This is a genomic window from Bradyrhizobium sp. TM239, assembly GCF_036247985.1.
Lineage (GTDB): Bacteria > Pseudomonadota > Alphaproteobacteria > Rhizobiales > Xanthobacteraceae > Bradyrhizobium > Bradyrhizobium ottawaense.
Window position 1 is genome coordinate 1 of record NZ_BTIR01000038.1, and the last position, 1,317, is coordinate 1,317.

A 1,317-nucleotide genomic window follows, 5' to 3' on the forward strand; every position below is an offset into this window, starting at 1 on the left:
GCCGCGATCCGCGCCTCTTCGGCCGCCTTGGCCGCCGCTGCCGCCTTGTCCTGCTCGGCCTTCTGGGCGCGCTCGGCAACGAGCCTCGCCTTCTCCTGCTCGGCCGCCTTCGCCTTTTGCTCGGCTGAGGCACGCGTCTCCTCGGCGCCGATCTTGTTCAACTGGCCTTTGGCGAGATTCGCATAGAATCCCTCAGGGTACTGCGCCAGGAACGCTTCCCACCCGTCCCGGGTGCCGAGTTGGAGCGCAAGTTCATAGTCGCGCCTGAGCTCAGACTGCGGATTGGGTTGCGGGCCGGTCGCAACGGGCTTGGCAGGAACGAGCGGCACGTCATCGCCGCCGAGCGAGCCATACACGAAAGGCTCCTGCTTGTTCGCGGTGCTCTTCAGCACGTCATCGCGCACGAAGCCGAACGCTTTGCGCAAATCCAGGCCGGGCTTTGGCAGGTGGTCTGCGAGAGCCGTGGCAAACGGGCTGTTTCTGGAGTCTCCGTCGGACGCCGTCGAACCGGCCTTGGCCGCAAACGCAATCATCGTGTTCGGAGTGGTTGGCTCGACCTTGGCGAGCCCGCGGCCGATCGCGCGCGAGGCCACCGTGCGCTTCATGGATTTGGCGAATGGATTGTCGCGGCAGGCATCGAGAATGACGAGACGAAGCTGTTTGGCGGGCTCGATGCTCACCAGCACGCGATCGATCGGCAGCGCCTCGTCGTAGACGTCGGTGTCGGTCTCGAGCGCGGCATCGATCGGGATCAGATAGTTGGTGCCGTCCACCTCCATGCCGTGGCCCGCATAGTAGATGACCGCGACATCGGCATCCCGGGTCCGCCCGCCGAATTCACGCAGCGCCTTGCGCATTTCAGACGCGTTCAGGTCCTGCCTGACGTCGACCGTATCGAAGCCGGCCTTCCTCAACATGCCGCCGATCAAGCCGGCGTCGCTCGCGGGGTTGGCAAGCTTCGGCACGCTCTTGTAGGCGGAATTGCCGATGACGAGCGCGACGCGCTTGTCGGCGAGCGCCGGGCTGCAGGCGAGACAGCCTGCAAGAGCAAAAAAAGCAAGGGCCGTCAGCGCGATGGAGCAAGCCCGAAAGATGTGCTTCATCATCAGTTGCATATTTCAGCCGGTATCTTAGCCGCGGGATTGGAAGGATGATTAGCGGTCCCGAGCCGGCATCCCTTGGCGATCGGCCTGCATCCGGCGGCATTGCAGATCATCTGTCCCGAGGCTTGCGGCGCGGCCGGCGCGGCCTCCCTTTGCTTTCGATCCGAATCCCGCCTCCGCGACTCCTCGCGCGTCGCGACCGGCTTCTTCTCCT

The 1,317-nt window shown here is 64.7% G+C and carries 1 protein-coding gene and 1 pseudogene; both read right to left on the reverse strand.

Annotation, left to right across the window (positions count from 1 at the left end; genetic code table 11):
• Nucleotides 1-1,106: caspase family protein (locus AABA84_RS34795; protein ID WP_338314348.1), on the reverse strand; the 1,106-nt coding region annotated here is incomplete at its 3' end.
• Nucleotides 1,106-1,317: pseudogene (locus AABA84_RS34800) on the reverse strand (caspase family protein); the annotation flags it as partial. The pseudogene AABA84_RS34800 and the gene AABA84_RS34795, both read right to left, overlap by 1 nt.